The 23,477-nt window shown below is 72.5% G+C and carries 20 protein-coding genes and 1 riboswitch; of the genes, 8 read left to right on the plus strand and 12 right to left on the minus strand.

Annotated features, from left to right (window positions below; translation table 11 throughout):
• Positions 1-129 precede the first annotated feature (129 nt).
• Both ACIA8O_RS23015 and ACIA8O_RS23020 read left to right on the plus strand, forming a co-directional pair.
• Positions 130-1,947 (plus strand): diguanylate cyclase domain-containing protein, encoded by a 1,818-nt coding sequence (locus ACIA8O_RS23015; RefSeq protein WP_396295811.1) that lies wholly within the window; start codon positions 130-132, stop codon positions 1,945-1,947.
• Between the two features lie 227 nt (positions 1,948-2,174).
• A complete protein-coding gene (locus ACIA8O_RS23020; RefSeq protein ID WP_396295812.1) occupies positions 2,175-3,098 on the plus strand; it encodes a hypothetical protein in 924 nt (307 codons plus the stop codon).
• On the opposite strand, the gene ACIA8O_RS23025 is transcribed toward ACIA8O_RS23020, so the two are convergent.
• The 4 genes from ACIA8O_RS23025 to ACIA8O_RS23040 all read right to left on the minus strand — a co-directional run bounded on the left by ACIA8O_RS23025 (position 3,067) and on the right by ACIA8O_RS23040 (position 7,196).
• Positions 3,067-3,939 carry a ketose-bisphosphate aldolase gene (locus ACIA8O_RS23025; RefSeq protein ID WP_396295813.1) on the minus strand — a complete coding sequence of 291 codons (873 nt, stop codon included), beginning with the start codon at positions 3,937-3,939 and terminating at the stop codon, positions 3,067-3,069. The two genes, ACIA8O_RS23020 and ACIA8O_RS23025, sit on opposite strands and share 32 nt — an antisense overlap.
• 81 nt (positions 3,940-4,020) lie before the next feature.
• Positions 4,021-5,193, minus strand: a complete 1,173-nt coding sequence (gene nagA, locus ACIA8O_RS23030; protein ID WP_396295814.1) for an N-acetylglucosamine-6-phosphate deacetylase — start codon at positions 5,191-5,193, stop codon at positions 4,021-4,023.
• The gene (locus ACIA8O_RS23035; RefSeq protein ID WP_396295815.1) at positions 5,190-6,122 is read right to left on the minus strand and encodes an ROK family protein; all 933 of its coding nucleotides are present in this window, start codon (positions 6,120-6,122) and stop codon (positions 5,190-5,192) included. The genes nagA and ACIA8O_RS23035 overlap by 4 nt, the downstream gene beginning before the upstream one ends.
• A gap of 168 nt (positions 6,123-6,290) precedes the next feature.
• The gene (locus ACIA8O_RS23040; RefSeq protein WP_396295816.1) at positions 6,291-7,196 is read right to left on the minus strand and encodes an SIS domain-containing protein; all 906 of its coding nucleotides are present in this window, start codon (positions 7,194-7,196) and stop codon (positions 6,291-6,293) included.
• Positions 7,197-7,368: 172 nt separating this feature from the next.
• Here ACIA8O_RS23040 and ACIA8O_RS23045 point away from each other — a divergent pair, with 172 nt between their 5' ends.
• Positions 7,369-8,151 (plus strand): DeoR/GlpR family DNA-binding transcription regulator, encoded by a 783-nt coding sequence (locus ACIA8O_RS23045; protein ID WP_396295817.1) that lies wholly within the window; start codon positions 7,369-7,371, stop codon positions 8,149-8,151.
• A gap of 163 nt (positions 8,152-8,314) precedes the next feature.
• Complete coding sequence (locus tag ACIA8O_RS23050) at positions 8,315-9,604, plus strand: extracellular solute-binding protein (RefSeq protein ID WP_396295818.1); 1,290 nt, start codon at positions 8,315-8,317, stop codon at positions 9,602-9,604.
• A gap of 7 nt (positions 9,605-9,611) precedes the next feature.
• On the opposite strand, the gene ACIA8O_RS23055 is transcribed toward ACIA8O_RS23050, so the two are convergent.
• A complete protein-coding gene (locus ACIA8O_RS23055; RefSeq protein ID WP_396295819.1) occupies positions 9,612-9,971 on the minus strand; it encodes a cupin domain-containing protein in 360 nt (119 codons plus the stop codon).
• Between the two features lie 96 nt (positions 9,972-10,067).
• On the opposite strand from ACIA8O_RS23055, the gene ACIA8O_RS23060 reads away from it, so the two are divergent.
• Both ACIA8O_RS23060 and otsB read left to right on the plus strand, forming a co-directional pair.
• Positions 10,068-10,295, plus strand: a complete 228-nt coding sequence (locus tag ACIA8O_RS23060; protein WP_396295820.1) for a DUF3263 domain-containing protein — start codon at positions 10,068-10,070, stop codon at positions 10,293-10,295.
• 156 nt (positions 10,296-10,451) lie between these two features.
• On the plus strand, positions 10,452-11,267 hold the full coding sequence (gene otsB / locus ACIA8O_RS23065) for a trehalose-phosphatase (protein ID WP_396295821.1): 816 nt from the start codon (positions 10,452-10,454) through the stop codon (positions 11,265-11,267).
• 35 nt (positions 11,268-11,302) lie between these two features.
• On the opposite strand, the gene ACIA8O_RS23070 is transcribed toward otsB, so the two are convergent.
• Genes ACIA8O_RS23070 through ACIA8O_RS23090 form a run of 5 tightly spaced genes read right to left on the minus strand, consistent with a single transcriptional unit; the run spans position 11,303 to position 17,088 of the window.
• Positions 11,303-12,298 (minus strand): LacI family DNA-binding transcriptional regulator, encoded by a 996-nt coding sequence (locus tag ACIA8O_RS23070; RefSeq protein WP_396295822.1) that lies wholly within the window; start codon positions 12,296-12,298, stop codon positions 11,303-11,305.
• Positions 12,295-14,058, minus strand: coding sequence for a glycoside hydrolase family 36 protein (locus tag ACIA8O_RS23075; RefSeq protein WP_396295823.1), 1,764 nt, complete (start codon positions 14,056-14,058; stop codon positions 12,295-12,297). Before ACIA8O_RS23075 ends, ACIA8O_RS23070 begins: the two co-directional genes overlap by 4 nt.
• Positions 14,055-14,891, minus strand: a complete 837-nt coding sequence (locus ACIA8O_RS23080; RefSeq protein ID WP_396295824.1) for a carbohydrate ABC transporter permease — start codon at positions 14,889-14,891, stop codon at positions 14,055-14,057. The genes ACIA8O_RS23075 and ACIA8O_RS23080 overlap by 4 nt, the downstream gene beginning before the upstream one ends.
• On the minus strand, positions 14,888-15,739 hold the full coding sequence (locus tag ACIA8O_RS23085; protein WP_396295825.1) for a carbohydrate ABC transporter permease: 852 nt from the start codon (positions 15,737-15,739) through the stop codon (positions 14,888-14,890). Before ACIA8O_RS23085 ends, ACIA8O_RS23080 begins: the two co-directional genes overlap by 4 nt.
• Positions 15,736-17,088, minus strand: coding sequence for an ABC transporter substrate-binding protein (locus ACIA8O_RS23090; RefSeq protein ID WP_396295826.1), 1,353 nt, complete (start codon positions 17,086-17,088; stop codon positions 15,736-15,738). The genes ACIA8O_RS23085 and ACIA8O_RS23090 overlap by 4 nt, the downstream gene beginning before the upstream one ends.
• A gap of 166 nt (positions 17,089-17,254) precedes the next feature.
• On the opposite strand from ACIA8O_RS23090, the gene ACIA8O_RS23095 reads away from it, so the two are divergent.
• Positions 17,255-19,201 carry a hypothetical protein gene (locus ACIA8O_RS23095; RefSeq protein WP_396295827.1) on the plus strand — a complete coding sequence of 649 codons (1,947 nt, stop codon included), beginning with the start codon at positions 17,255-17,257 and terminating at the stop codon, positions 19,199-19,201.
• A 61-nt stretch (positions 19,202-19,262) separates the two neighbouring features.
• On the opposite strand, the gene ACIA8O_RS23100 is transcribed toward ACIA8O_RS23095, so the two are convergent.
• Together ACIA8O_RS23100 and ACIA8O_RS23105 are read right to left on the minus strand one after the other, a co-directional pair.
• On the minus strand, positions 19,263-20,738 hold the full coding sequence (locus ACIA8O_RS23100; protein ID WP_396295828.1) for a trehalose-6-phosphate synthase: 1,476 nt from the start codon (positions 20,736-20,738) through the stop codon (positions 19,263-19,265).
• Positions 20,739-20,878: 140 nt separating this feature from the next.
• Positions 20,879-21,859, minus strand: coding sequence for a glucosyl-3-phosphoglycerate synthase (locus ACIA8O_RS23105; protein ID WP_396296140.1), 981 nt, complete (start codon positions 21,857-21,859; stop codon positions 20,879-20,881).
• A gap of 177 nt (positions 21,860-22,036) precedes the next feature.
• Positions 22,037-22,174: riboswitch (SAM riboswitch) on the plus strand.
• 17 nt (positions 22,175-22,191) lie between these two features.
• On the opposite strand from ACIA8O_RS23105, the gene thrC reads away from it, so the two are divergent.
• Entirely contained in the window at positions 22,192-23,472 is a 1,281-nt protein-coding gene (gene thrC / locus ACIA8O_RS23110; protein ID WP_396295829.1) for a threonine synthase, read from the plus strand.
• Positions 23,473-23,477: the final 5 nt, after the last annotated feature.

Consider the following 23,477-nt stretch of genomic DNA (forward strand, 5'->3'; position numbering starts at 1 on the left):
GATTTGGGTCACAAGTGGTGACCTATTGTTGACCGAGCGTGCCGAACGTTGTGCTCCCTGTGATTCAGTTCTTCTGGCAATCGGACGATAACCATCAAGACCTATCCGAAGCAGCCGGGGAGCCCCCGCATGGAAGCCGAGTCGGAGCCCTACGTCCGCCTCGCGACCCTCCGCACCTTGCACCGGGTCGTGGCGGACCTCAACGCTGCCCGCAGCCTGGCGGGGACGCTCCAGGCGGTCGTCGAGGGCGCGGTGCACGGGCTCGGCTTCGACGCGGCGGCGGTCAGCCTGGTGCGGCCGGACGGCGATCTGGTGGTGGCGGCGGTCTGGGAGCTGGAGGAGAGCGCCTTCGGCGGGCCCGCGGTGCTGCTCGGCCAGGTCGGTTCCCGGGAGTCCTGGGAGCGGATGCTGAGCGTCAGCGACCACTGGGGCACCCTGCGCTTCCTGCCGTACGACCGGGGCTGGGCGATCGGCACCGACATCCCGAGCTGGACCGGGGACGGCCCGCTGCCGGTGTACGTCAACGACTGGCACCCGCAGGACGTGCTGCTGGCCCCGATGTACAGCGCCGGGGGAGACCTGCTGGGCGTGCTCTCGGTGGACCGGCCGCGCAGCGGCAAGCGGCCCGGGGCGTGGACCCGGGAGGCGCTGGAGATGTTCTCCCTGCAGGCCTCGATCGCGATCGGCAACGCCCGGCTGCGGGCCGAGATGCAGCGCGCGCTGGCCCGGCTGGAGAAGGAGCAGCAGGCGCTGCGGGCCAGCGAGGAGAGCTTCCGGCAGGCCTTCGAGTACGCGCCCAGCGGGATGGCCATCACCGAGCTGCACGGGGCCGCGATGGGCCAGCTGACCAGGGTGAACGACGCGCTCTGCCGACTGCTCGGACGGCCCCGGGCGACGCTCCGTCAGCAGCGCTTCGCCGACCTGGTGCACCCGGACGACCTGGAGCTGCTGCAGCGCACCAGTGCCGAGGGCGGGCGGGCCGAGCTGCGGCTGTCCCGGCGGGACGGCGGCTACCAGTGGGTCTGCCTGCGCAACTCGGTGGTGGCGGACGCGGCCGAGGGGCCGAGCTTCCTGCTGACCCACGTCGAGGACATCGAGGAGCGCAAGCGGCACGAGTTCCAGCTGGCCCACCGGGCCAGCCACGACGCGCTCACCGGGCTGCCGAACAGCGCCGAGCTGCGGGCCCGGCTGGGGCGCCGGATCTGCCCGCTGGACCCGACCGGCGCGGGGGCGCACCAGGCCGACCCCGAGCGCCTGGACGGCGAGCCCGCGTACGCCGGTCAGGTGGCCTCCTACGGCGGCTTCGAGGTGGGGGGCTGCCCGGCCGCCCTGCCGCACGCCCACGGGGCCGCTGACGGGCCCGCCAGGGGGCTGGAGCGGGAGCCCTTCGGCCTGGACCGGGAGCCCTTCGGGCGGGTCCGGGACGTCGAGGTGCCGGCCGACCACGTGCACACGGTGATCCCGGCCGAGCTGCCCACCGGGGGCGAGCTCTGGGGCTCGGGCCCGCGCGGCCCGGCCGCGGAGAAGGGCCTGGCGGTGCTCTTCTGCGACCTGGACGGCTTCAAGTCGATCAACGACCGGTTCGGTCACAAGGCGGGCGACGGGGTGCTGATCGAGGTGGCCCGGCGGCTCCAGCAGGTGGTCCGGGAGGGCGACACGGTGGCCCGGCTCGGCGGCGACGAGTTCGTGGTGCTGGCCGACGGGATCGGCCGCGAGGAGGCCAAGGACCTGGCCGGGCGGCTGCGCAACGCGATCATCCCGCCGATGCGGATCGACAACCGCACCACCCGGGTCGGCGTCAGCCTGGGCATCGGCTGGGCCGGCTGCGGGATGTCGATCGAAGAGGTGCTGCACGCCGCCGACGAGCGGATGTACGACGAGAAACGGGCGCGCGGCGGCAGCCCGCGGGGCGCGCGGGGTGAGCGCTCGCACCGGCGCGCGGGGTGAAAGCGCAGGTCGGAGTGGGTCCGAACGGCGGGCGTCCGCCCGGGGGTACGCCCTGACGGGACGTCAGGCGCACCGTTTCTCCACCCGTTCCCCCGACCGTGTGCGCGGGCGGTGGACGGCTTTCCCCGGGGTCGGGCCGGGCAGGTAGGGTTCCCCCGGTACGAGCGTTCACCCGCCCGTGCGGCGTCGGGCCGCCGGATCCGGGCCGCGATGGGGAGTTGACCACCGTGACGACGGCCGGAAGTGACGGAGCGTCCGAGGACCGGACGGCGGAGGACCCGTTCGCGTACCTCTACCGCCCTGCCGACGGCGAGTCCGCCGCCGAGCAGCCGAGGGACGCGAAGTACTCGCGCCCGGTCGAGGTCGGCCGCGCCCAGTACCCGCCGCCGCAGCCCCAGGCCGTGTACCAGCAGACCACGCAGCACCTCCCGCACCAGCAGGGGGCGCACCCGCAGGGCCAGCAGCACGCCCGGTACGCCGAGCACTCCCGCCCGCAGCCGGGCGAGCAGGCTCCGCCCGGGCGGAGCAAGGGCGTGGTCATCGGCGCGATCGCGGTGGTGGCGGCGATCGCCATCGGCGCCGGGGTGGCGCTCTCCATGGGTGACGCGGGCAAGGGCACCAAGACCGCCTCCGGCACCACCGGCAGCGCCGCCGCGACCACCCCGGGCGCGAGCCCGTCGCCGTCCCCCACCCCGAGCACGACCGCCTCGCCGCTGGTCAACGGCACGGGCGTGGCCGACTTCAGCGGCCTGCAGCTCTCCGGCGGCGCGGCGGTGGCCGGTTCGGTCGGCGGTGCCAAGGGCAAGGGCGGCTACGTCACCGGCCTGGCCGGCAGCGCCGTGGTGAGCTGGAAGGTCACCGTCCCGCAGGCGGCGACCTACCGGGTGTCGATCCGTTTCAACAACACCGGTGCCGACGCCCAGGCGGTGGTGAAGGTGGACGGCAAGCCCACCTACACCCCGATCAACCTGCGGAACTACAAGGCCGGCCTCCAGCCGGAGCAGGCCTGGTTCGGCTCCTGGATAAGCGCCGAGATCCCCAGCGCGGGCGAGCACACGATAACGATCGAGTCGCTCCCGTCGAGCCCGGCCGGCGCCGTGCTCTTCGACCAGATCGCCGTCACGCCGAACGGAGTCGATCCCGGCCTGTGACCACCCCCGCCAGGTGCGCGACGGTCTCCGTCATCGCGCTCCGGGCGGGCCCCAGGTACCTGCGCGGGTCGGTCGTGGCCGGGTCACCGTCGAGCCGCTGGCGGACCACCCGGGTGAAGGCGGTGTTGAGCGCCGTCCCGATGTTGATCTTCACCAGCCCGGCCGCCACGCCCGCCGCGAGCTCCTCGTCCGGCACGCCCGAGCTGCCGTGCAGCACCAGCGGGACGGGCACGGCGGCGGCCAGCCGGCGGACCAGCGCGTGGTCCAGCGCGGCCGTCCTGGTGGTCATCGCGTGCGAGCTGCCGACCGCCACCGCCAGCGCGTCCACCCCGGTGTCGGCCACGTAGGCGACGGCCTCGTTCGGGTCGGTCCGGGCGCCGGGGGCGTGCGGGGAGAGCGGCGGCTCGCCGTCCTTGCCGCCCACCTTGCCGAGCTCGGCCTCCAGGTGCAGGCCGTGCCGGTGCGCCCAGTCGGCGGCCTCGGCGGTGGCCTTCACGTTCTCCGCGTACGGCAGGGCGGAGGCGTCGAACATGGCGGAGCTGAACCCGGCCGCGGCCGAGGCGCGCAGCAGGTCGAAGTCCTCGACGTGGTCCAGGTGGAGTGAGACCGGCACGGAGGCGGCGGCGGCCACCTCGGCGCAGGCCCGGGCCAGCGGCAGCAGGCGGTGGCCGTGGTAGGCGGTGGCGTTCTGGCTGATCTGCAGGATCACCGGGCAGCCGGCCAGTTCGGCGCCGGCGGCGATGGCCTCGGCGTGCTCCAGGGTGATCACGTTGAAGGCGGGCAGGCCGCGGCCGTCGGCGACGGCGGAGGCGAGCAGGTCGGACGTACGGGCGAGAGGCATGGGTGTCCCCCAGGACGAAGGTGAGCAGCGGGACGCAGATCCGCTGCTCACCTCCTGGTGGGACAGGAAGGCGGCTCAGCCTCAGGCCGCGTGGGCCTTGCTGAAGCGGTCCGCGCCGACGATCCACTCGCCGCGGCGCATCACCGCGACGAGGTCGTAGGTGTCGGAGTCGAGCACGACCAGGTCGGCGTTCTTTCCGGCCTCCAGGGAGCCGATGGTGTCGTCCAGGCCGAGCAGGCGGGCCGGGACGGTGGACAGGGAGGTGACGGCCTGGTTGAGGGACAGGCCATTGACGGTGACGGAGCGCTTGAAGGCGACGTCCAGGGTGAGGGTGGAGCCGGCGATGGAGCCGCCCTCGACCAGGCGGGCGACGCCGCTCTCCACCCGGACCTGGAGCGGGCCCAGCGGGTAGAGGCCGTCGCCCATGCCGGCCGCGCCCATCGCGTCGGTGATCAGCGCGACCCGCTCGGCACCGGCGGTGCCGTAGGCCAGGTCGAGCACCGAGGGGTGCAGATGCACGCCGTCGTTGATCAGCTCGACGGTGACCCGCTCGTCCTCGAGCAGGGCCACGATCGGGCCCGGGGCGCGGTGCTGGATGCCCGGCATCGCGTTGAACAGGTGGGTGGCGACGGTGGCCCCGGCCTCGACGGCCTCCAGGGTCTTGTCGTAGTCGGAGTCGGTGTGGCCGACGGCCGCGATCACGCCGAGGTCGGCCAGCATCCGGACCGACTCCAGGCCGCCGTCCAGCTCGGGCGCCAGGGTGAACATCCGCGCGGTGCCGCGGGCGGCGTCCACCAGCTTGCGCACCAGGGCCGGGTCCGGGTCGCGGAGCAGGTCGGGGCGGTGCGCGCCGCACCGGTTGTGGGAGATGAAGGGGCCCTCGAAGTGCACGCCCGCCAGCACGCCGTCCTCGACCAGCTCGGAGAGCACGGCGGCCTGGTGGCAGAGCTCGTCGATCTCCCCGGTGACGGTGGAGGCCATGGTGGTGGTGGTGCCGTGGGCCAGGTGGGTGCGGGCCACGGTGAGCGCCTCCTCGGCGATCCCCGAGGCGTAGGAGCCGCCGCCGCCGCCGTGCACGTGCAGGTCCACGAAGCCGGGGACGACGGTGTACCCGGTGAGGTCCACGTCGCCGGGCTCCGTCTCCCCGCCGAGGCCCGCGATCCGCGAACCCTCGACGGACAGCCGCCCGTGCTCGATCACACCGCCCGGCAGGACCAGTCGGGCTCCGGCAAGTGCAGTTCGGTCCGCGCTCACGCGGTCACCTCCATGGAGAGCAGATCCCAGGCGAGCAGGCCCGCGCCCAGGGATGCGGCGGTGTCTTTGAGCATGGCGGGAACGACCTTCGGGGGCATCTGGAAGGTCAGCCGCTCGGAGACCGCCGCACGCAACGGCGTGAAGAGCGTGTCACCGGCTTCGGCCAGCCCGCCGCCGACGATCACCGTCGACGGGTCGAGCAGGCTCTGGGCCAGCACGATGCCGTCGGCGAGCGCGTCGACCGCGGTCCGCCACACCGCCAGGGCGCGCGGGTCCCCGGCGTCGACCGCCGCGGCACAGGCCGCCGCGTCCGCCTCCGGGTCACCGGTGGCCTCGGCCCAGGCCCGGGAGACCGCGCCGGCCGAGGCCAGCGTCTCCAGACAGCCCTTGGCGCCGCAGCCGCACTGGGGGCCGCCGGGGCGGACCACCACGTGGCCGATCTCGCCGCCGTAGCCGTGCGCGCCCGCCTCGATCGCCCCGTGGATGCCGATCGCCCCGGCGATGCCGGTGCCCAGCGCGATGAAGAGGAAGCGGTCCACGCCCTGCCCGGCGCCGATCCGGCCCTCGGCCAGCCCGCCGGAGCGGACGTCGTGGCCGAGGGCGACCGGCAGGCCGCCGAGGCGCTCGCCGAGCAGCTTGCGCATCGGCAGGTCCCGCCAACCGAGGTTGGCGGAGAAGACCGCGATCCCGTTCTTCTCGTCGATCGTCCCCGGCACCGCGACGCCGGCCGCGAGGGGGCCGGTGCCGAAGCGGCGGCGGCCCTCCTCCGCCAGCTCGGCGGCGAAGTCGAGGATGGTGGCGACGACGGCGTCGGTGCCGTGCTCCCGCCCGGTCGGTCGGCGTGCTTCGAACAGCACGGAGCCGTCCTGGGCGAGCAGCGCGGCCTTCATGCCGGTGCCGCCTACATCGAGTGCGATGACGTGCTTCACGGGGGACAGTTTCCCTTGGACTTGTCGGAGAGGTCTAGTCCAGTTGCGTGATTGGTCTGGTCCATGGTGGTGAGGTTTGTCGCCTTTAAGGATGGCTTAAGGCCCTTTGTTCGGGCTTTGGCAACCTTCTTTCCTATTGTGGGCAAGGGAGTTGGGAAGGAAACGGGATCAGACCAGGATGATGGAGCGGGTCAGCGCACGCGGCTCGTCAGGGTTCAGACCGCGCGCCTCGGCGGTGGCCACCGCGAGCCGCTGGGCCCGCACCAGGTCCGCCATCGGGTCCAGGCCGGGCTCGTCCAGCAGATCGGCGCCGGTGGCCCCGATCTGCTCCGGCAGGCCCTCCGGCAGGCCGCCGAAGGCCCAGACCGCGCGGCCGGGCGCGGCGATGGCGATCGGGCCGTGCCGGTACTCCATCGCCGGGTAGGACTCGGTCCAGGCGCCGGCCGCCTCGCGCATCTTCAGGCCGGCCTCCTGGGCCAGGCCGTACGTCCAGCCGCGGCCGAGGAAGCTCACCTGCTCGGCGGCGACCAGTGCGGCCGGCAGCTCCCAGGCCAGTGCCCGCTCGGCGTCCTCGGCGGCCTTCGCCACCGTGGCCACGCCGGCCGGCAGCGCCTCCTCCAGCTCCAGGTGGGCCCGGAGCAGGGCGAGCGCGGTGGTGGCGAAGCGGGTCTGCACCACCGAGTGCTCGTCGGCGAACTCCAGCATCACGTGCTGGTCCGCCACCTCCAGCACCGGGCTGCCCGGGGTGCCGGTCAGCACGGTGGAGGGGGTCTTGAGGCGGTCGAGCAGCTCGATCACCTCGGTGGTGGTGCCCGAGCGGGTGATCGCCACGATCCGGTCGTAGTGGCGCCCGAGCGGGAACTCGGAGGCGGCCAGCGCGTCGGTCTCGCCGTGCCCGCCGCTCTCGCGCAGGACCGCGTAGGCCTGCGCCATGAACCAGGAGGTGCCGCAGCCGACCACCGCGACCCGCTCGCCGCGCTGCGGCAGGGCGGCGGAGGAGGCGGCGGCCAGGGCGGCGGCCTGCCGCCAGTTGGCGGGCTGGGTGGCCAGTTCCTGGGCAGTCAGGGAAGACATGGGTATGGCTCCTCCGGGGGATCCCTAGCATGGATGCGTGAAGCTGATTGATTTATAGATGTTTCGCGCAGGATTGCGCAAGAGCGCTCGCGCGAGGTGAACTGTGGGAAGCTGAGCCAGCCGTGCCGGAGACCTCCGGCGCGGGCGCTGCGGGAGAGGGGCGACACCAAGCGTGTCCAGGTACGAGCGGTGGAACGCACTGCTGGAACTGCTCAACGAGCACGGCAAGTTGGAGGTCGAGGAGGCCGCCGAGGCGCTCGACGTCTCCGCCGCCACCATCCGGCGCGACCTGGACCAGCTGGCCCGCCAGCAGATGGTCACCCGGACCAGGGGCGGCGCGGTGGCGCACAACGTCAGCTACGACCTGCCGCTGCGCTACAAGACGGCCCGCAACGCCGACGCCAAGCAGCGGATCGGCGCCGCGGTGGCCGAGCTGATCGCCCCCGGCGAGGTGGTCGGCCTGAACGGCGGCACCACCACCACCGAGGTGGCCCGCGCGCTGGCGGTGCGCCCGGAGCCGGACGGCGGGGCGGGCCAGGCGATCACCATCGTCACCAACGCGGTGAACATCGCCAACGAGCTGACGGTCCGTCCGCAGGTGAAGATCGTGCTCACCGGCGGGGTGGCCCGGCCGCAGTCCTACGAGCTGATCGGCCCGCTGGCCACCCTGGTGCTCGGTGAACTGACCCTGGACGTCACGGTGTTGGGCGTGGACGCGCTGGACGCCGAGTACGGTGCCACCGCCCACAACGAGGGCGAGGCCAGCGTCAACCGGCTGCTCGCCGAGCGGGCCCGCCGGGTGGTGGTGGCGGCCGACTCCTCCAAGCTGGGCCACCGCGCCTTCGCGCGGATCTGCGGGACGGAGCGGATCTCGGTCCTGGTGACCGACGCCGGCGTTCCGGCGGAGCTGGCCGCGGCCTTCGAGGAGGCCGGCGTGCGGGTGATCACGGTCTGACGAGCGGTTGCTCACGGTACCAACGGCCTTCACCCGTTAGCGCGTTGCGCCTGATGCAACGTCAGCCGAGATTCGGTAACTACCGTGTGTACAGGTCTGGACCACTGAGGGTCTGGCTGGAAAGGTGGCGACGCTCCGTCTCCGCCCGAAGGTTGGTCCACCGTTGTCCAGCGCCGCCCGCAGGTCGTTCCTCCCCTCGACGGCCCTCGCCGTCACCGCCGCGCTGCTGCTCAGCGGCTGCGGGGCGCTCGGACTGGGGGAGGACGGTGACGTCACGCTCAAGCTGGTCGCGCCGGACTACGGCACCAACCGGGCCACCAGCACCGAGCCGTACTGGCAGGAGCTGGCGAAGGGCTTCGAGACGGCCAACCCCGGCATCAAGGTCGAGGTCGAGGTGGTCCCGTGGACCGACATCGACACCCGGGTCGCCGAGCTGATCAAGAGCGGCAAGTCCCCCGACCTGGTGCAGACCGGCGGCTACGCCGACCACGTCGCGGCCGGCCGGCTCTACCCCGCCGGGGACGTGCTGACCATCGAGACCCAGGCCAACATGCTGGCGTCCATCTCCCAGGCCGGGCAGGTGCTCGGCAGCCAGTACGGCATCCCGTTCACCACCTCCTCCCGGCTGTTCTTCTACAACAAGGCGATCTTCGAGAAGGCGGGCCTCACCGCCCCGCCCGCCACCTGGGACGAGCTGGTCAAGGCGGCCAAGAAGATCAAGGAGAAGGTGCCCGGCGTGACCCCGTACGGGCTGCCGCTCGGCCCCGAGGAGGCCCAGGCCGAGGGCCTGATGTGGGCCACCTCCGGGGGCGGCGGCTTCGCCGACGACGCCGGCAACTACAGCATCGACAGCGAGGCCAACCAGAAGACCTTCGACTGGCTGCGCACCTCGCTGGTCAACCCGGGCCTCACCTACAAGGACCCGGGCGCGGTCAACCGGGCCACCGCCTTCGAGGAGTTCGCGGCCGGCAAGGTGGCGATGCTCAACGGCCACCCGCAGCTGGCCCTCAACTCCGACAAGGCGAACGTCCCGTACGGCACCGCCCCGCTGCCGCGCAAGGACGCCCAGGGCAAGGCCTCCTCGATGGGCGTGGCCGACTGGATGATGGCCTTCAAGGCGAACGGGCACCGGGCCGAGATCAAGAAGTTCCTCAGCCACGTCTACCAGAAGGAGAACGTCATCAAGTTCGCGTCGATGTACAACCTCCTGCCGGTGACCCAGGACGCGCGCGAGGAGATGGCCGCCTCGGGCCACAACATCAAGCCCTTCCTCGACGCGCTCACCAACGCGCGCTTCTACCCGTACGGCGAGACCTCCTGGGACCGGGTCAGCGGGCTGCTCAAGAAGCAGCTCGGCGGCGCCGTGAAGAACGACGGACAGGGAGTCCTGTCCGGTCTCCAGGGCGCCGCCGCGGAGGCCGCCGAGCAGAGCCGGCGCACCTCGGGGGGCTGACGGCCGGTCAGGCCCCTTCGGGGCCCAGGTCGATCGCGTAGGCCTTGCGGAGGGTCTCGTGCACCGTCCAGGTGGTGCGGTCGCCCTCGCGCAGGAACCCGACCGTGCCGGGGGCCAGCTCCAGGGTCTCCCCGCCCTCCACCGCGACGGTGGCCCGGCCGCTCACCACCACGAACATCTCGTCCGCCTCGGTGTCGGTCACCACGCCCGGGGTGATCTGCCAGATGCCGCGCAGGCGGCGGCCGTCGGGCGACTCCCAGAGCAGCCTGCCGGTCACCTCGGGGGTGCCGGAGACGATCTGGGCGGGGTCGAGCGGGTCGGGTTCGAGGTCGGCGTCGGGGATGCTGAGAGCGAAGCTGTGGTCCATGGGGTCGACGCTAACCCGGACGGCGCGGCGGCCGGGGGAGCAGACTGTGTCGCCGTGGGCGGGCAGAATGACACCCCGTAAGTGGAGGTGGCCGACATGCCCGACCTGACCGACCGCGAACGCGCGGTGCTCGCCCTGGAGGCCCGCGGCTGGCGCACGGCCGGTGCCAAGGAACGCGCCGTCCGGGAGGAGCTCGACCTCTCGGCCACCCGCTACCACCAGCTCCTGAACGCCTTGCTCGACCGCCCCGAAGCTTTGGCCGCCGACCCCGTGCTGGTGCACCGACTGCGCCGCATCAGGGACGCCAAACGCGCGGAACGATAGTGGTTACCCCGGGGGCGCGGGGAACTGCGCGCGGGGGAACGGCAACACGTGCAACTGGCTAGCCTGCCCCGATCTCACACCGGTCCGCCTTCCGTACTCGCGCAGTTCCTCGCGCCCCTGGTGGCGCAGCCTCGTTCGCCAGCTATCGTCGGGGCCATGGGTATCCCTGAGCCGAGTACGGACGCCGGGCGGGTGGGGCTGCGAGCCCTGGTTGCGGAGCCGCGGAGTGCGGTGGTCGCCCTGGACTTCGACGGGACGTTGGCGCCGATCGTGGCCGATCCGGCCGCTGCCCGGGCCGAGCCGGCCGCGGTGGCGGCGCTGCGGGCGTTGGTGCCGTTGGTGGGCGGGGTCGTGGTGGTGACGGGCCGTCCGGCGGCGGTGGCGGTGGAGTACGGGGGGTTCGAGGGCCTCGGGCTGACGGTACTGGGGCAGTACGGGGCGGAGCGCTGGGAGGCCGGGGTGCTGACGGCGCCGGAGCCGCCGCCCGGGGTGGCCGCCGTGAGGGCCGAACTGCCTGCTGTGCTGGGGGAGTCGGGGGCCTGGGTGGAGGACAAGGGGCGGGCGCTGGCGGTGCACACCCGGCGGACCGCCGACCCGCAGGCGCTGTTGGAGCAACTGCGGGCCCCGTTGGCGGAGTTGGCGGCCCGTCACGGCCTGATGGTGGAGCCGGGCCGGTACGTGCTGGAGCTGCGCCCGCCGGGGGTGGACAAGGGCGGGGCGCTGACGGAGTACCTGGCGGGGCGGCCGGCAGGCGCGGCGGTGCTGTACGCCGGGGACGACCTCGGCGACCTGCCCGCGTACGAGGCGCTGGAGCTGCGCCGCAAGGGCGGCGGCCCGGCCGTGCTGGTCTGCAGTTCGGCGGTCACGGGGGAGCGTCAGGTGGCCGAACTGGCCGACCGCGCCGACCTGTTGGTGCCGGGGCCGGCCGGGGTCGCGGAACTGCTGCAGGCCCTCGCCGGGGCGCTGCGGTAGCAGCGGGCCCGGCGAGGGCCGAGGGCGGGGCGGTGTCAGGCCGGCGGGGCGGCCGTGGTGGAGCGGATCACCAGCTCGGGGTCGAAGAGCAACTCGCCCGTGGGGACGGGCCGTCCGGCCACCAGGGCCAGGACGCTGCGGCCGACCTCCAGCGCCAGCCGGTCGGCGGGCTGCCGGACGGTGGTGAGCGGCGGGTCGGTGAACTCCGTGATGATGGTGCCGTCGTAGCCGACCACCGAGACGTCGTCCGGCACGGAGAGTCCGTGCCGCCGCAGTCCGCGGATCGCGCCGAGCGCCATGAAGTCGCTGGCCGCGACGATCGCGGTGGCGCCCTGCCTGAGCAGGGCGGCGGCGGCCGCCTGGCCGCCCTCGACGGTGTACGACTGGCGGAAGACCCAGCTCTCGGCGTCGGCCAGTCCGCGCCGCTCCATGGCGGCGAGGAAGCCCTCCACCCGGCGGTCGGCCGGGTGGTTCCCGGCCGGGCCGGAGGCCATGCCGATCCGGCGGTGGCCGAGCCGGTACAGGTGGTCGACCGCGAGTTCGGCGGCGAGCGTGTCGTCGGTGGAGAACACCGGCGCGGGGTGCCCGTCCGCGAACTCGCCGTTGATGCCCAGGTAGGGCACCCGGCGGTCGCGGAGCAGCTCGTAGGTCTCGACGTCCGCGCCCTCCACCGTGTTGCTGGCGGAGAGGAAGACCACCGCGGCGATGCCGCGGTCGACCAGCGAGGAGACGAACTCGCGCTCCTGCACCCCGCCGGGGAAGGCGGGGCAGAGCACCATCTTCAGACCGTGCGGGGCGAGCGCGGACTCGATCCGCTCGGCCACGTCGGCGAAGAACGGGTTGGACACCCGCTCCGTCACCACGGCGACCAACTGGCCCGGGGTGGAACGCTCGTAGCCCAGCTCGGACATCGCCCGCTCGACCGCGTCACGGGTCTTCTTGGCGACGCCCTGCCGCCGGTTGATCACCCGGCTGACGGTCGCCTCGCTGACACCGGCGCGAGCCGCGAGTTCGGTGATGCCGACCTTCATTCCGCCCCTTCCACCTCGGTGGCCCCCACCGGGCCACTGAGCACGGCAAGTCCGGACCTCGGCACCGGCAGCGCGTGCAGGCCGGGCGTCAGGCCCAGCAGCCTGCGCTCGATGATACGGCCGGACGGTCCGTAGGCGGTCAGCTCGGTCTCGCCTCCCGGTTCGGCCACCTCCAGGAAGACCCGGTCGGAGGCCGAACCGTTCACCAGCACCAGCTCCTGACGCCAGGTCAGGTCCAGCGGGACCACCTGCTCGGAGTGGACGCTGACCAGGCCGGTGCCGCCCCGGTCGGCGCGGACCACGGGGTAGAGCTCGTCCGGGCGGCCGGGCTCCACCACGCCGTCCAGCAGGACCGGGCGCAGCCTGGTCCACTGGCCGAGCCAGAAGGAGATCGCGGCCCGGTGCTCCTCGGGGACCCCGGTGAGCCGCACGGAGACCTGCGGGACGGAGTGCAGGGCGCCGATCAGTTGCCGGGCCACGCTGTGCGCGGGGGCCCCGGGGTGCCAGAGCAGCATGTCCGAGTGGACCGCGCCGCCGATCGCCAGGAAGGCGGTGTCGATGGTGCGGACCCGGTTGGCGGCCGAGTCGCCGGGGCAGTCGAAGGAGCGCAGCAGGTTCCCGTACGGGGCCATGCCGGGGCCGGTGTACGGCTGGCGCAGCTCCAGCAGCAGGCCGGGGCGGACCTTCTCCAGTTCGGCCCGGACCTCGGCCAGCAGTTCGGTCATGGCCAGGCCGACGTCGGGGCCGCCGTCGCCGGCGTGCGCCATCGCCTCGTCCAGGAAGTCCAGCTTGAGGCCGTCGAGCCCGTGGTCGCGGACCAGCCGGACGCAGAGCTCGACCACGTGGGCCCGGACCTCGGGCAGCCGCGGGTCCAGCACGTAGGCGCCGGGGACGCCGGCCCGCACGGTGGGGGCCCACCTCCGGTACGCCGCGGAGTCCGGGCCGACCAGCAGCGGGGCGACCCAGAGCAGGTAGTGCAGGCCGTGCCCGCGCACCTCGGCGACGTGCGCGGTCAGGTCGGGGAACTTGGCCGGGTCGGGCAGCCAGTCGCCGCAGCCGGCGTAGCCGCGGCCGTGGCCGCCGAGCTGCCAGCCGTCGTCCAGGATCAGCGCGCCGAAGCCCATGGTGGCGGCCAGCGCGGCCTCGGCGGCCACGGACTCCGCGTCCACCTGCTGGTTGAAGGCGTACCAGGTGGAGTACACCGGGGTGCGGGCGCCGTCCGGCACCGGCATCGGGGTGATCCCGGCGGCGTACCACTCGCGCAGGGTGCGCATCGCGGTGGCCACGGTGGCCGAGCGCGGGACGAACAGCAGCCGGTGGCCGCCGGGGGCGGCGGGCAGCAGCAGCTGCACCACGAAGCTGTCGGTCTCCTCGGAGACCCCGAACCGCAGCCGCGCCTCGGGCACCGGGTCGGCCGCCGCGAAGGTGAGCATGGTGGTGCCGGCGTGGTCGTACAGGCAGCCGGTGGCGAGCGAGTCGACCAGGGAGACCGCGGCCTTCCCCTCCCAGTCCGCGGTCAGGGTGCGGCGCCAGCCGCCCTGCGGGTGCCAGTAGCCGGCGGCGTCGCCGAGCGGCACCGAGAGCCGGACTTCCACGGGGCCGCCGTCGGCCGAGCCGACCGCCACCATCCGGATCCCGGAGGGGAGTTCGGTGCTGGACCAGTGGCCGCCGGGTACCGCGACCGAGACCTGGTCGAGCAGCGCCTCGAACGTGGCCGGAGCCAACTCGGCGGTGGTGACCGCCTCTTGATGGATGGTCATTCCTTCACCGCCCCTGCGAGGAGTCCGGAGACGAAGTGCTTCTGGAGTGCCAGGAAGAGCGCCGCCATCGGCAGCGCGGCGATGGCCGTGCCGGCCAGGATGGCGCCGTAGTCGGTGTCGTCCACGCCCTGGAGCGAGGCGAGCGCGACCGGGATGGTGAGCGCGCTCTCGCTGCGCAGCACCGTGAGCGGCCAGATGAACTCGTTCCACTGGAAGAGGAAGAGGAAGATGGCCAGCGCGGCCAGCGCGGGCCGCATCGGGGGCAGCGCCACCCGCAGGAACAGCCGCAGCTCGCCGCAGCCGTCCACCCGCCCGGAGTCGAGCAGCTCGTTCGGCAGGGTGCTCATCGACTGGCGCATCAGGAAGATGCCGAACGGCAGCGCCAGGTTGGGCAGGATGACGGCCTGGTAGGTGTCCAGCCAGGTCAGCTCGGCCATCAGGCGGAACAGCGGCACCAGGGTGACCTGGGACGGGATCACCAGACCCAGCATCAGGAGGCCGAACAGCGCCTCCTTGCCCTTGAAGTCGAACTTGGCGAAGCCGTAGCCGGCCAGGGTGCAGATCACGCCCGCGGTCAGGGTGTAGACGGTCGCGATGCCGAGGGAGTTGAGCACCACCCGGCCGAAGTCGGCCTTCTCCTGGAGTGAGCCCAGGTTGTCCAGGAGGTGCCCGCCGGGCAGCAGCGGCGGCGGGGAGGTGAAGATCTCCTTGGAGCTGTGGGTGGCGGCGATGACCAGCCAGTAGAACGGCACCAGGACGGCGGCCAGGGTGATGGCCAGCGACCAGGTCAGGCCGATCGACTTGGCGGTGCGGTTCTTCACGCGGGTGCTCATGACTTGTCCCCCAGCAGCTTGAACTGGATCAGGCCGAGGGCGCCGATGATCAGCGCGAGGGCGTACGCGATCGCCGAGGCGTAGCCGAAGTCGAAGTACTTGAAGGCGTTCTGGTACAGGTACATGCCGATGGTCAGGGTCGCGTTGTCGGGCCCGCCGCCGGTGAGGACGTAGGGCTCGTCGAAGATCTGCAGCGTGCCGATGGTGGAGAGCACCGTGGTCAGCAGCAGGGCCGGCTTGAGGCCGGGCAGGGTCACGTGCCGGAACGCCTTCCAGGCGCCCGCCCCGTCCACCGCCGCCGCGTCGTACAGCTCGGCGGGGACGGACTGCAGGCGGGCCAGCAGGATGACCGCGTTGTAACCGGTGTAGTGCCAGGTCAGGGCCAGCCCGAGCGAGATCTTCGCCCAGAGCGGGTCGGTCAGCCACGGGACGTCCGTCCCGATCAGCCAGTTGACCAGGCCGTACTGCTGGTTGAGCAGCACGGAGAAGATGATCCCGTAGGCCACCAGGCCGGTGATCATCGGCAGGAAGAAGCCCAGCCGGAACACGGACCGGGCCCGCAGCAGCGAGGAGTTGAGCGCCACTGCGAGGCCGGTCGCGAGGGTCAGCATGAGCGGCACCTGGATCGCCAGGATGACCGCGCTGTTGCTCAGGGAGGTCCAGAACAGCGGGTCGTCGATGAGCCTGGTGTAGTTGTCCAGGCCGGCGAAGGTCTCGGTGCCTCCGGTGGAGCGGTACAGGCTGAGCCGGAACGAGGCGGCGATCGGGTAGAGCTTGAAAGCCGCGAACAACAGCAGCGCCGGGAGGACGAACAGGTACGGCAGCGCACGCCGCCTCGCCGGGGTCATCGAACGACCTTGCGCCCGGTCTGCTGGGCGAGCTGGTCGGCGGCCTGCTTCAGGACCTCGGCCGGGTCGGCACCCTTGAGCAGGACCTTGGTCTGAGCGTCCGTCACCACCTTGAGCGCGCGGGCGTAGTCGGCCGAGTAGTTGGTGGCCGGCGACGGCGTCTGCAGGGCCTTGAGGAAGATCTCGCCCTGCTTCTGGCCGCTGAAGAACGGCGACGGGGTGTGGAAGGCCGAGTCCTCGTAGGCGGCCATCAGGGCCGGGGCGATGCCCTTGCCCTTGTAGATGGAGACCTGGGAGGCCGGGCGGGTCAGCACGAACTCGATGAAGCTCCAGGCGGCGGCCTGCTGCTTGCTGGAGCCGGAGACGGCCAGGTGGGTCGAGTTCACGGTGGCCGCGTTGGTGCCGCCCTGGCGGACGGCCGGGGGGAGCCGGACCTTCCACTTGCCGGCTTCCTGCGGCACCAGGCCCTCGATGATCCCGCCGAACCAGGTCGGCCAGGGCAGGACGGCGGAGGTGGTGTCCTTGATGGAGTTCTCCAGCGCGCTCCAGCCGCCGGACAGGTCGGCGACCAGGCCCGCGTCGTTCAGCTTCTTGATGATGGTCATCGCGGTGACCGCCTGCGGCGAGTCCAGCGTGATCGCGCCGTCCATGTTGAAGTAGAAGGCGCCCTGGAGCTGGAGCAGCAGCTGGAAGAAGTTGGCGGCGTCGGCCTGCGAGGCGGGCTTGTCGATGCCCAGCAGGTACTTGCCGGTCTTCTCCTTGAGCTTCTTGCCCGCCTCGATGACCTCGTCCCAGGTCTGCAGCCCCTCGACGTCCACCCCGGCCTGCTCGAACAGGTCGGCGCGGTACCAGAAGCCGCCCGAGTTGGCCTCCCACGGCAGGGCGTTGACCCGGCCCTTGGGGGCGACGGTCTCCCACAGGCCGGCGGCGAAGGCGTTCTGGTACTTGGTGGCGCCGAGCGGGCCGAGGTCGGCCAGGCCGTTCGGGAACTTCTCGACGTAGCTGGGCAGGTAGTCCACGCCGATGTGCAGGACGTCGGCCAGGCCGGCGCCGCCGGCCGCCATGCCGGTGGTGATCTTGTCCCAGATGGCCGGGTTGCCGATGTCCTGGACGGTGACCTTGATGTCCGGGTAGACCGCGTTGAACGCCGGCAGGAGCGCCTTGAGCTGGGCGGCGGGGCCCTGCCAGCTCCAGACCGAGATCTCGCCCTTCTTGGCGTCGCCCGCGCCGCCGCCCTTGGCGTCGGTGCCGGTGCCGGTGCCGGAGCACGCGGTGGTGAGGCCGGTCAGCCCCGCGCCGACGGTGAGGGCGCCGCCGAGTCTGAGCAGTCCGCGTCTGTCGAGGTCCATGGTGTGTCCTGCCTTCCGAGGGTGGGTGACGGCTGGACGTTAGCAACGCGGCCAGCACACTTGCAATGGCGTGATGAAAACTTTCTCCGCTGTCGTGCAAGAGGATTGAAAGCGATGGTGCGGGCTGTTAGCTTCGCTGCACCGTCAACGGAGACCTGGAGACCTGATGCGACGCGCACGACTGCCGCTGCTCACTGCTCTCGCACTGCTGACACCACTGGCCCCGCAGGCCGAGGCCGCCACCGCCACCGCCAAGGTGCCGACCGTGGTCAACCCCGGTTTCGAACTCGGCACCAGGGGTTGGGACTTCACGTCCGGAGCCGGGGTGGCCACCAACTACCCGCACGGCGGCGCCAGGTTGGCCTACCTGGACGGCGGCCCCGGCTACCGGATCAGCCAGACGCTGACCGCCCCGGTGGACGGCCGCTACGACGTCTCGGCCTGGATCGCCACCGGCGGCCCGAACGGCCGGTTCGCCGTGAAGGTCAACGGCGCCGAGGCCGGCGCGGCCGGCATCCCGGCCCGCACCGAGTACTCCCGGCACACCGTCAGCCGGATCGAGGTGAAGCGGGGCGACAGGCTGGAGATCGCCTTCGAGTCCGGCGACGCCTGGCTCAACGTCGACGACGTGATGATCTCCCCGGCAGCCCCCGCCGACCCGGTCGCCACCTCCTCCGACCCGCGGGTCGTGGAGATGTTCGACTGGGCCAAGCGCAAGGCCAACTCCTGGGTGCTGCTGGCCGGTTCGACCGGCCCGGTGAACGTCGACGAGAACAACCGCTTCGGCACCGGCACCGCCACCTACGGCCCGTCCTACTGGGCCGGCTACGCCAACCGCAGCGGCTACTACTCCCGGGACACGGCCCACCAGGTGGTCGGCGCCCAGGTGCTCGGCCTGACCGCCGAGAACCGCACCATGCTGCGCTCCTTCGCCGCCTCCGCGACCGAGGCGCACAAGTACTACCCGGTCTGGGCGCACAACTTCGACACCGGCACCTACCTGAGCATCGACTACCGCCGCCCCGACCTGTTCGTCCGCGAGGTGCCCGCCCCGTTCGAGCTGGTGGAGAAGGCCGCCCAGGCCTACCGCTGGAGCGGTGACAAGGCCTACGTCGAGGACGAGGTGTTCTGGGACTTCTACCGGCACACCACCGAAGAGTTCGTCGCCCTGCACAACCAGGCGAAGCCGAACGGCGCGGTGGCCGTCGCCGAGGGCACCGGGAAGGGCATCTTCTCCGGCACCGCCAGCTACAACGAGCAGGGCGACGAGAAGCTGGCCGAGGCCGGCGACGGCATCGCCGCCCAGTACCAGGCGTACCTGGGCCTGGCCGCGCTGGCCCGGGGCAAGGGCGACGCCGAGCTCGCGGCCAAGGCGGAGCAGCAGGCGACCGCCCTCAAGCAGTACTTCAACTCCGAGTGGAGCGGCACCGGTTCGGGCGCGGACATGGTCCGGGCGTACTCGCTGGACGGCACCGCGTTCAAGGGCTGGGGGCTGGAGAACAGCTGGTTCATGCCGATGAAGCGGATCATCGAGGCCGGCCCGCGCAACGAGGCCTACCTGGACTTCATCGACCGTCAGGCGGCCGGCCCGCACGGGCCGTCCAACATCGAGGCGTTCACCTACCTGCCGGACACCTTCTTCGCCAACAACCGCAACGACGAGGCGTGGAAGTGGATGCGCCACGTCTACGACCAGCGCGCCGTCCAGCACGTGAACGCCTCGCAGGGCCCGAACGGCGACTACCCCGAGGTCTCCTTCACCCTGGTCGGCCAGACCGTCTCCGGCCTGCTCGGCCTGGAGCCGGACGCACCGAACCGCAGGCTCACCACCCGGTCAGGGCTGCCCGCCGGGATGGACTGGCTCCAGGTGGACGACATCCCGGTCGGCAAGGACCGGATCGGCCTGCGCCAGGACGGGGCCGGCCGCTCCACCTTGACCAACCACTCCACCGGCCGCGCCTACACCTGGGAGGCCCGCTTCGTCGGCAGCCACCCGACGCTGACCGTGGACGGCGTGGCGCGCCAGGCGCAGACCAAGGTCGAGCACGGGGTCACCTACACCTACCTCACCGTCAAGGTGGCGGCGGGGCAGACGGTCTCGGTCGCGGTCTGACGGACCGTCCGGGCCGGTGGGGATCAGCCCCCCACCGGCCCGGACCGGTCACCCGCCCCCGTCACTCGCCCCGCAGCGCGTGCAGCTGGTCCAGGAACCACTGCTGCGGCGGCAGCGCGGTGGCCGCGGCGGCCAGGCGCTTGGTGCGGTCGGCCCGTTCGGCCTCCGGCATGGTGAGGGCGCGGTGCAGCGCCTCGGCGGTGGCGATCACGTCGTAGGGGTTCACCACCACCGAGTCCTCGGCCAGTTCGGCGTGGGCGCCGGCCTCCCGGGAGAGCACCAGGGCGCAGCCCGCGTCGGAGACCACCGGGACCTCCTTGGCGACCAGGTTCATCCCGTCCCGGATCGGGTTGACCAGGGCCACGTCGGCCAGCCGGTAGGCGGCCAGCGAGCGCGGGAAGTCGTCGTTGACGTGCAGGATCAGCGGCTGCCAACTCGCCGTCCCGAACTCGTCGTTGATCTCCTGGGCGATCCGCTGCACGGCGGCGGTGTACTCCCGGTACTCCGGCAGGTCGTGCCGGGAGGGGTAGGCGAAGGCCACGTGCACCACCCGGTCCTGCCACTCGGGGCGGGTGCGCAGCAGGTGCCGGTAGGCCAGCAGGCCGCGGACGATGTTCTTGCTGAGCTCGGTGCGGTCCACCCGGACGATGGTGCGGCGCTCGCCCACCGCTTCCCGCAGGGTGGCCAACCGGGCGTCCACGTCCGGCCGGTGGGCCCGCTCGCGGAGGAAGTCGGCGTCCGCGCCCAGCCCGTGCACGCCCAGCGCGGTGGTCCGCCCCGCGTGGGTGACGGTGAGCGCCCCGCGGTCCACGACGGCGCCCAGCACCGCCTCGCAGCAGTCGGCGAAGGCCAGCGCCCAGCGCCGGGTGAGGAAGCCCGCCCGGTCGGCGCCGAGGATGCCGGCGAGCACGTCGGCCGCCACGTCGTCGGGCAGCATCCGGTAGTACTCGGGCGGGGCCCACGGGGTGTGCGAGAAGTGACCGATCCTCAGGTCGGGTCGCAGCTCGCGGAGCAGGGCGGGGGCCAGTGAGAGGTGGTAGTCCTGCACCAGAACCGCGGCGCCCGGCGCGGCCTCGGCCGCCAGCGCCTCGGCGAAGGCGGTGTTGTAGGCCTGGTAGGAGTCCCACTCGCGGCGGAAGCGGTCGTCGAAGACCGGTGCCACCGGGGTCTCGTACAGCAGGTGGTGGACGAACCAGAGGGTGGAGTTGGCCACCCCGTTGTAGGCCCGGGCGAAGGTGCCGGGGTCGATGTCGAGCATCCGCACGGCCTGCCCGCCGACCTCGTGCCCGGCCAGGTCGAGCCGGCCGTCGGGGGCCTGGCGGGCGGCGGTGCGGTCGGCCTCGGAGAGGGCGGCGCAGACCCAGACGGCGGACGGGTCGTCGATCGCGGAGAGCCCGGAGACCAGCCCGCCGCCGCCTCTGCGCAGGGTCAGCGAACCGTCGTCCTCGGCGGTGAAGGACACCGGCCCCCGGTTGGAGGCCACCAGGATGGGGGCGGCCCCGGTCTGATTCGAACGTTCGGTCGCGAGATCGGCCATGTCACCAACCTTGCCTCGCACCCCGGGGGGCAAACCAGTCGGCACACGGGGCGCACGCGGGGGCTGTCTTCTCGGTGGGGTCGGATGGGCGTGCCCCGGCGGCGGCCGCCCGGCCCCACCAAGAAGACAGCCCCCAGGGCTCACCGTCGGTGGTACTCCGGCACGGTCACCATCGGCGGCCGCTCCAGCGCACCGACCGGATGGGTGTGGGCGGTGAACTCCCGGCCGGCCGGGTCCCGGGTGAACTGGGTGAGCAGCGGGCGCACCAGGTCCTGACCGCTCTTCAGCCGGCCGGTCCGGTCCAGCCGCTCCAGCGCGGTGCGGTAGATGGTCGCCGCCATCCGCCCGAGCGCCTGGCCGTCCTGGTGCCGGTGGTGCCGCACCCCGACGTCCACCTGGGCCAGCGCGTCCAGCCCGGCCAGCTCCAGCGCGTCCACCAGCAGGCCGAGCTCCACCCCGTAGCCGGTGGGGAACGGCAGCCGCTCCAGCAGCGACCGGCGGGCCGCGTACTCGCCGCCCAACGGCTGGACGAATCCCGCCAGTTGGGGCCAGTGCAGGTTCAGCAGCGGCCGCGCCACCAGCTCGGTGACCCGGCCGCCGCCGGCCGGTACCACCGCACCGTCCGTCTCCAGCGGGCGGTCGTACATCGCCTTCACCAGGTGGATGGACGGGTCGGTGAGCAGCGGCCCGACGATCCCGGAGACGAAGGCCGGGTCGAACTCGCGCAGGTCCGCGTCCACGAAGCAGACGATCTCCCCGGAGGTGGCCAGCAGCGAGCGCCAGAGCACCTCGCCCTTGCCGGCCACCGCGGGCAGCCGGGGCAGCACCTCGTCCCGGTGCACCACCCGGGCGCCGGCCTCCGCCGCGATCCGGGCCGTCCCGTCGGCCGAGCCGGAGTCCAGCACCACCAGCTCGTCCACCAGCGGCAGACGCTCCATCAGCTCGCGGCGGATCACCCGGACGATGCCGCCGACCGTCGACTCCTCGTCCAGGGCGGGCAGCACCACGCTGATCGTCCCGGCCGGGCCCGCCGCCCGCTTGGCGGTCAGCAGTGCCTCCAACGGCCGCTCGGCCGCGGTCCAGGAGCGCCGGCGCAGCCAGTCGGACACCTCCGGCAGCAACTCCTCGGCAGGGTCGGACGGCTGGGGCTGCTCGGGCACTGTCTCGTCTCCTCGCGCTTCGCATCTCGTACCTCGGACGGCCGGTTCCCGCTCCGGCGCCTTCGGATACAGTCTTCGTACTGCGGTCAGACCTTCGCACGTCGGGGTCGGCCGGAGCGCAGGACCACAACTTCACAGAGCTCATCCAGAGGGACTGAGGGAACGGCCCGTTGACGTCCCGGCAACCTTCTCGCGCGGTCAGGCCCATCTGCGGCCACGGCGGGACAGGTGCCAATTCCGGCCTGTGGCGCGACCGCGTCACGGGGAAGATGAGGAGAGAGGCCTCCGCCACCATGGCTACCGCTGTTTCCGCCGCACCCGCCGTCGACCTCGGCCCCGCCGACCAGCTGTCCTGTCGCGAGTGCGGTACCAAGTTCCCGCTCGGCCCCAGCTTCGCCTGCCTGGAGTGCTTCGGCCCGCTGGAGATCGCCTACGACTTCGGCTCCGCGGACGCCGAGGAGCTGCGCAAGAGGATCGAAGCCGGCCCGGCCTCCATCTGGCGCTACGCCCCGCTGCTGCCCGTCCCGGCCGACGTGGCCTCCAAGCCCAACCTGAACCCGGGCTGGACCCCGCTGGTGAAGGCCGACAACCTCGGCCGCGAGCTCGGCTTCACCGCCCAGCTGCACGTCAAGGACGACTCGGGCAACCCGACCCACTCCTTCAAGGACCGCGTGGTGGCCTGCGCCATCGAGGCGGCGCGCGCCTTCAACTTCACCACCCTGTCCTGCTCCTCCACCGGCAACCTGGCCGGTGCGGTGGGCGCCGCGGCCGCCCGGGCCGGCTTCAAGTCCTGCGTCTTCATCCCGCACGACCTGGAGCAGGGCAAGGTCGTGATGGCCGGTGTCTACGGCGGCGAGCTGGTCGGCATCGAGGGCAACTACGACGACGTGAACCGCTTCTGCTCCGAGCTGATCGGCGACCCGGCCGGCGAGGGCTGGGGCTTCGTCAACGTCAACCTCCGTCCGTACTACGGCGAGGGCTCCAAGACCCTGGCGTACGAGATCTGCGAGCAGCTCGGCTGGCGCCTGCCGGAGCAGATCGTCATCCCGATCGCCTCGGGCTCCCAGCTCACCAAGATCGACAAGGGCCTGCAGGAGCTGATCAAGCTCGGCCTGGTCGAGGACAAGCCCTACAAGATCTTCGGCGCCCAGGCCGAGGGCTGCTCCCCGGTCTCCGCCGCGTTCAAGGCCGGCCGTGACGTGATCAAGCCGGTCAAGCCGGACACCATCGCCAAGTCGCTGGCGATCGGCAACCCGGCCGACGGCCCGTACGTGCTGGACATCGCCCGCCGCACCGGCGGCGCGGTCGAGGACGTCACCGACGCCGAGGTGGTCGAGGCCATCAAGCTGCTGGCCCGCACCGAGGGCATCTTCGCCGAGACCGCGGGCGGCGTGACCATCGGCGTGCTGAAGAAGCTGGTGGAGACCGGGCAGCTCGACCCGGCCAAGGAGACCGTGGCGATCAACACCGGTGACGGCCTGAAGACCCTGGACGCCGTCGCCGACGCCGGTCTGACCGCCACCATCCGCCCGACCCTGGAGTCCTTCCGGGCCGCGGGCCTGGCCTCCGCCTGATCCCC

Origin of the sequence: Kitasatospora sp. NPDC051853, from assembly GCF_044452665.1 — a bacterium.
GTDB lineage: Bacteria > Actinomycetota > Actinomycetes > Streptomycetales > Streptomycetaceae > Kitasatospora.

What these genes read in the sequence shown, in the direction of transcription:
- ACIA8O_RS23040 (WP_396295816.1), bottom strand. Translation starts at nt 7,196, where the DNA reads ATGTCTTCCCTGACTGCCCAGGAACTGGCCACCCAGCCCGCCAACTGG.
- ACIA8O_RS23070 (WP_396295822.1), bottom strand. Translation starts at nt 12,298, where the DNA reads ATGAAGGTCGGCATCACCGAACTCGCGGCTCGCGCCGGTGTCAGCGAG.
- ACIA8O_RS23025 (WP_396295813.1), bottom strand. Translation starts at nt 3,939, where the DNA reads ATGCCTCTCGCCCGTACGTCCGACCTGCTCGCCTCCGCCGTCGCCGAC.
- otsB (WP_396295821.1), top strand. Translation starts at nt 10,452, where the DNA reads ATGGGTATCCCTGAGCCGAGTACGGACGCCGGGCGGGTGGGGCTGCGA.
- ACIA8O_RS23090 (WP_396295826.1), bottom strand. Translation starts at nt 17,088, where the DNA reads ATGGACCTCGACAGACGCGGACTGCTCAGACTCGGCGGCGCCCTCACC.
- ACIA8O_RS23080 (WP_396295824.1), bottom strand. Translation starts at nt 14,891, where the DNA reads ATGAGCACCCGCGTGAAGAACCGCACCGCCAAGTCGATCGGCCTGACC.
- ACIA8O_RS23075 (WP_396295823.1), bottom strand. Translation starts at nt 14,058, where the DNA reads ATGACCATCCATCAAGAGGCGGTCACCACCGCCGAGTTGGCTCCGGCC.
- ACIA8O_RS23055 (WP_396295819.1), bottom strand. Translation starts at nt 9,971, where the DNA reads ATGGACCACAGCTTCGCTCTCAGCATCCCCGACGCCGACCTCGAACCC.
- ACIA8O_RS23085 (WP_396295825.1), bottom strand. Translation starts at nt 15,739, where the DNA reads ATGACCCCGGCGAGGCGGCGTGCGCTGCCGTACCTGTTCGTCCTCCCG.
- thrC (WP_396295829.1), top strand. Translation starts at nt 22,192, where the DNA reads ATGGCTACCGCTGTTTCCGCCGCACCCGCCGTCGACCTCGGCCCCGCC.
- ACIA8O_RS23095 (WP_396295827.1), top strand. Translation starts at nt 17,255, where the DNA reads ATGCGACGCGCACGACTGCCGCTGCTCACTGCTCTCGCACTGCTGACA.
- ACIA8O_RS23100 (WP_396295828.1), bottom strand. Translation starts at nt 20,738, where the DNA reads ATGGCCGATCTCGCGACCGAACGTTCGAATCAGACCGGGGCCGCCCCC.
- ACIA8O_RS23015 (WP_396295811.1), top strand. Translation starts at nt 130, where the DNA reads ATGGAAGCCGAGTCGGAGCCCTACGTCCGCCTCGCGACCCTCCGCACC.
- ACIA8O_RS23060 (WP_396295820.1), top strand. Translation starts at nt 10,068, where the DNA reads ATGCCCGACCTGACCGACCGCGAACGCGCGGTGCTCGCCCTGGAGGCC.